Genomic DNA, 4529 nt, shown 5'->3' on the forward strand with positions numbered 1-4529 from the left:
CTCGGCCGCCTTCTCGGCACCTGCCGCGCCGGCGGTCGGCACATCGCCCGTCACGTGCCGGGCAGAGACCAGGTTCGGGAGATCCGGGTGCGTGGTCGGCTATTTGACCTCGGAGCGGCGCAGCATGGCCACGCCGACAACGAGCGGGATGACGATCCAGATGAGGCTGGTCGAACCGAGCTGCGCCCACTCCTGGGCCGATGAGGTCCGGCCGTCGAACAGCGCGACCTGAGTGAAGTTCCAGTCGACCCAGGGCTGCAGGTCGGTGAACGACTCCCGCACCTGCGCCAGCAGCACCAGGATGCCGGAGAGGACGAAGGAGAGCACGAAGTAGCCGACGATGGCGGCCGGCGAGTTGCGCAGCACAACCCCCAGTGCGAAGCCGATGGCCATCCCCACGAGGTTGCCCAAGACGATCTGGGCGGCGTGGGCGAATCCGATGTCCCACACCGGGTCGACCCCGGCGATCGCGGAGCCGGCAACAGTGCCGATCGCCCCGATCGCGAAGGCCACCAGCATCGACGCGATCCCGACGATGAGCGCCGCGACCGCCTTCGCCGCGATGACCCGCCCGCGGCTGGGCACGAGGGTAAACGTCGTCAGCCCGCTGCGCTGGCTCCACTCGCTGGTCACCGCGAGGATCGCGATGATCGGCAGGACGAGGGTCATCGGGAAGCCAATCGCCTTGGCGAAGGTGTCGTAGCTAAGCTCGCTCTCGGGCGCGAAGATGATCGCGGCCGCGGTCGCCACCACGGCGAGGGCGCCGATGCTGATGAGCAGCCAGAAGCCCGAGCGGGTGTCGAACATCTTGCGCAACTCGACATCGACGAGGTGTCGGGTCGGGGTCGCGCATATGCCGCGGTCGGCACGCTCCGTGCTGACGGTGTCGAGGTCGGCGCGGCCGGCGGTCTGCGTGGTCATGCTGCTTCTCCTGCGTGACGGCTGTGGCTTTCGCGCTGGGACTGCGCGGTGAGTAAGAGGAACATCTCTTCCAGGCCGGCGCTGTCCGCGCGGCGCAACTCGGTGAGGGCAATGCCGGCGGTGAGGGCGATACGACCCACTTCACCGGGGTCCGCGCTGGTGGTGAGCGAGCCCGCACCCTCGGGTGTGGCCTTGACGCCGGCGCGGGCGAGGGTGGCGGCGAGCCGGGCGTTGTCCGACGACGCGACGACCGTTCCCGATGTCGACAGCAGATCGTGCTTGGCCCCCTGGGCCACGACCCGGCCGTTGCCGATGACGACGAGGTCATCGGCGATGACTTCGATCTCGTGCAGCAGGTGGGAAGACAACAGGACCGTGCCGCCCTGATCGGCGAACTCGCGCAGCACGTCACGCATCCAGCGGATGCCCGCTGGGTCGAGGCCGTTGGCGGGCTCATCGAGGACGAGTACGCCCGGGTCGCCGATGAGCGCGGTCGCGATGCCGAGCCGTTGCCGCATACCGAGGGAGTAGGTGCGGACCCGCCGATCGGCTTCCTTCTCCGTCAACGACACCCGGCGCAGCGTCTCGGGCACGCGGCTGACCGGCAGCCCCATGGTCCGCGCGGCGAGTTCGAGGATCTCCCGGCCGGTGCGCCCGGCGTGCTGGGCCGAGGCATCCAGCAACACGCCGATCTCGCGACCCGGGTTGGGCAGGTCGGCATACCGGCTGCCGAGGACGTCCACGTGGCCGGCGGTCGCGGTGCTCAGACCGACCATGATGCGCATGGTGGTGGATTTGCCGGCGCCGTTGGGGCCGAGGAAACCCGTCACGCGACCGGGCCGGGCGCAGAACGAGACGTCATCGACGGCGGTCACGCCGCGATAACTCTTGGTGAGGTGGTCAACTCTGATCATGACCGACAGCCTCGCCGCCACCTCCATCCCGGCGCATCGCCATCGAGGCCGGACCGTCATCCGTCCTCGGCACGAGGCGCGTCTCGTCCTTTCGACCGATGCCCGGGGCGCCGATGCTCCCTACGCTGGGCGCGTGTTCGCTTCCGCCGTGCGCCCGCTGTGGGACGAGCCCGGCGTGGCCGACCCACCCGGACGCGGATGGCGCGACTGGGTGCTCGTCGCCCTGGTGATGGTGGCGGCCCTGCTCGAAGGAATTCTGCGCGCCGACGTCCCCTGGCGGCCGGTCTCCACAGTCGTCGCCCTCGGCCTGGCGCCGGTGCTGCTCTGGCGGCGGACCCATCCCCTGGTCTGCGTCGTGGTCGCCTTCGGGGCCGGTACGGCGCTGGGGCTGGCGAGCCTGCTGCGCGGCACGCCGAACGTCGGCTTGGCCACGATGAGCTTCGTCCTAGTGCTCGCCTACGCACTGGTCCGGTGGGGCTCCGGGCGCCAGATCGTGACCGGGCTGGCGGTAGTGGCGATCGCGGCGACCATCGCCGTCGCGGCCGACGACAACGAACCGGCCGAGGTGTATGGCGGGTTCGCGGTCCTCGCGGCGACCGCGGCCATCGGTGCCGCGATGCGGTATCGCGCCGAGAGCGCACGCCGCGCGATCGATCAGGCCCGCAGCCAGGAGCGAGTCGCGCTCGCACGCGAATTGCACGACGCGGTCGCCCACCACATCTCGGCGATCACCGTGCAGGCGCAGGCCGGGCGGACGGTGGCCGCGCTGCGACCGGAGGCCGCGGTTCAGGCTCTTTCGATCATCGAGTCCGAGGCAGCGCGGACGCTTGCGGAAATGCGCGCGATGGTGCGCGTGCTCCGCGATGGCGCGCCGGCGGCATACGGCCCGCGGCCTCGCGTGGCCGACCTGATGGCGCTCGCCCGCACCGCTCCGGACCCAGCTATCGACGTCGAATTGGCCGGTAACCTTGACCACATTCCGCCCCAAATCGACACTGCGACATACCGAATCGCGCAGGAGGCGCTCACCAATGCGCTGCGGCACGCCCGGCACGCCTCACGCGTGCAGATCAACGTCACCCCGAGTGCAGGACGGCTGCGGCTGCGCGTGAGCGACGACGGCCGGATCGATCCCTCGCGCCCGGCGGCGACTGGCTTCGGACTGTTGGGCATGACCGAGCGGGTGCATCTGCTCGGCGGGACCCTGCGCGCCGGGCCGAGGCCCGAGGGCGGGTGGGCGGTCGACGCCGAGCTACCGATGGAGCTGCCCCGGTGACCGTGCGGGTGCTGGTGGCCGATGACCAGGACCTGGTGCGCACCGGCTTGTCGATGATCCTCGATGCCCAGCCCGACATCGAGGTCGTCGGCCAAGCCGCGGACGGAACGGCAGCGGTCGAGCTGGCGCGGCGGCTGCGCCCTGACGTGTGCCTCGTCGATATCCGTATGCCGGGTCTGGACGGCCTCGAGGTCACGGCGTTGCTCGCCGGGCGGGACGTCCCCGACCCGATGGCCGTCGTGGTGATCACGACCTTCGACCTGGACGAATACGTCCATGGTGCGCTGCGCGCCGGTGCGCGCGGGTTCCTCCTGAAGGATGCCGGGCCCGAACTCCTGGTGCAGGCCGTCCACGCCGCCGCCGACGGCGATGCCCTGATCGCGCCGAATGTCACTCGTCGACTGCTGGCGACGCTCGCCGCGGGAGCGGCGCCGAAACGGCATACGCAACCGATCGCCCCGCTGACCCCACGCGAGGAGGAGGTGCTCAGACTCGTGGCACTCGGCCGCACGAACGCCGAGATCGCCGCCGAGCTGTTCATCAGCCTGACGACGGCCAAGACCCACGTCGCGAGCCTGCTGACCAAGCTCGGCGCCCGCAACCGGGTCGAGATCGCGATGTGGGCCTACGACACCGGCCGGGTGGGGCACTGACCCGGGCTCGACGGCCATACGTCAATGGGCACCGGCGGCTACGGCCGAAAGGACGAGGCCAGCACCGTCCTATCGGGCGCGGACCTCCGACCGCAATGCCGATGTGACGGGTGGGCCCCACAAGTCATCGTGGAAATCCGATGCCCAACAACGAAAAGCGGGAGTTCCTGATGACTGCACATCCCACAGCCACCCTCGATGACCAGCCGACCTCGGTGCGAGCCACGCTCGCTGCCGCGTGGACGAGCTTCGTCTTCCTCTACGCCTACGTCGACATCCTCGGCTTCTATGCGCCCGGCCGGGTTGATGACATCCTCGACGGCAGGGTCTTCACCTTCGACATCACCCAGACCTGGGCCGTGAGCGTGCTGAGCATCCTCGCGGTGCCCATCGTGATGATCGTGGCAACGGCAACGCTGCCGCCGCGGGTGAGCCGGGTGGTGAACCTCGTCGTGGCCGCGCTCTATGTCCCCTTCACCGCCTTCAATGCGGTGGGCGACATCTGGCGGACTTATCACGTCCTGGCCGTGGCCCTGGAGCTGGCCCTGTTGGCATTCATCGTGCGAACCGCCTGGATGTGGCCTCGCACCAGACCGTCATCCCGGTAGGCGATAGAGACCCCGCCTGGGCCGCGCGACGCGCTATCGCCCTCGGCATCGACGTCAGCGACATCCAGGATCACGGCGGGGGTGTCAAGAGTGCGGGTTTCGCCGATCCGGACGGCAACACCTTCGTCCTCCAGGAGATGGCGTGGCGGACGGGCTC

General features: G+C 69.8%; 5 protein-coding genes and 1 pseudogene. 4 read left to right on the forward strand and 2 right to left on the reverse strand.

The genetic code is table 11. The annotated features are described in order from the left end of the window. Positions 1 to 99: 99 nt before the first annotated feature. Both PKH97_RS13905 and PKH97_RS13910 read right to left on the reverse strand, forming a co-directional pair. Positions 100 to 921: an ABC transporter permease subunit gene (locus PKH97_RS13905; protein WP_324388137.1), complete on the reverse strand. Its 822-nt coding sequence runs from the start codon at positions 919 to 921 to the stop codon at positions 100 to 102. Beyond that, the gene (locus tag PKH97_RS13910) at positions 918 to 1835 is read right to left on the reverse strand and encodes an ATP-binding cassette domain-containing protein (RefSeq protein ID WP_324388139.1); all 918 of its coding nucleotides are present in this window, start codon (positions 1833 to 1835) and stop codon (positions 918 to 920) included. Before PKH97_RS13910 ends, PKH97_RS13905 begins: the two co-directional genes overlap by 4 nt. Positions 1836 to 1968: 133 nt before the next feature. Between PKH97_RS13910 and PKH97_RS13915 the strand changes: the two genes are divergently transcribed. The 4 genes and pseudogenes from PKH97_RS13915 to PKH97_RS13930 form a co-directional block, all read left to right on the forward strand. After that, positions 1969 to 3111 (forward strand): sensor histidine kinase, encoded by a 1143-nt coding sequence (locus tag PKH97_RS13915; RefSeq protein WP_324388141.1) that lies wholly within the window; start codon positions 1969 to 1971, stop codon positions 3109 to 3111. Further along, on the forward strand, positions 3108 to 3764 hold the full coding sequence (locus tag PKH97_RS13920) for a response regulator transcription factor (protein ID WP_324388142.1): 657 nt from the start codon (positions 3108 to 3110) through the stop codon (positions 3762 to 3764). The genes PKH97_RS13915 and PKH97_RS13920 overlap by 4 nt, the downstream gene beginning before the upstream one ends. Before the next feature lie 140 nt (positions 3765 to 3904). Then, on the forward strand, positions 3905 to 4372 hold the full coding sequence (locus tag PKH97_RS13925; RefSeq protein WP_324388144.1) for a DUF6326 family protein: 468 nt from the start codon (positions 3905 to 3907) through the stop codon (positions 4370 to 4372). Next, positions 4342 to 4529, forward strand: a pseudogene (locus PKH97_RS13930) (hypothetical protein); the annotation flags it as partial. The gene PKH97_RS13925 and the pseudogene PKH97_RS13930, both read left to right, overlap by 31 nt.

The sequence above is a fragment of the Nostocoides sp. genome (genome assembly GCF_035343835.1).
GTDB lineage: Bacteria > Actinomycetota > Actinomycetes > Actinomycetales > Dermatophilaceae > Nostocoides_A > Nostocoides_A vanveenii.

What these genes read in the sequence shown, in the direction of transcription:
- PKH97_RS13905 (WP_324388137.1), bottom strand. Translation starts at nt 921, where the DNA reads ATGACCACGCAGACCGCCGGCCGCGCCGACCTCGACACCGTCAGCACG.
- PKH97_RS13910 (WP_324388139.1), bottom strand. Translation starts at nt 1,835, where the DNA reads ATGATCAGAGTTGACCACCTCACCAAGAGTTATCGCGGCGTGACCGCC.
- PKH97_RS13925 (WP_324388144.1), top strand. Translation starts at nt 3,905, where the DNA reads ATGCCCAACAACGAAAAGCGGGAGTTCCTGATGACTGCACATCCCACA.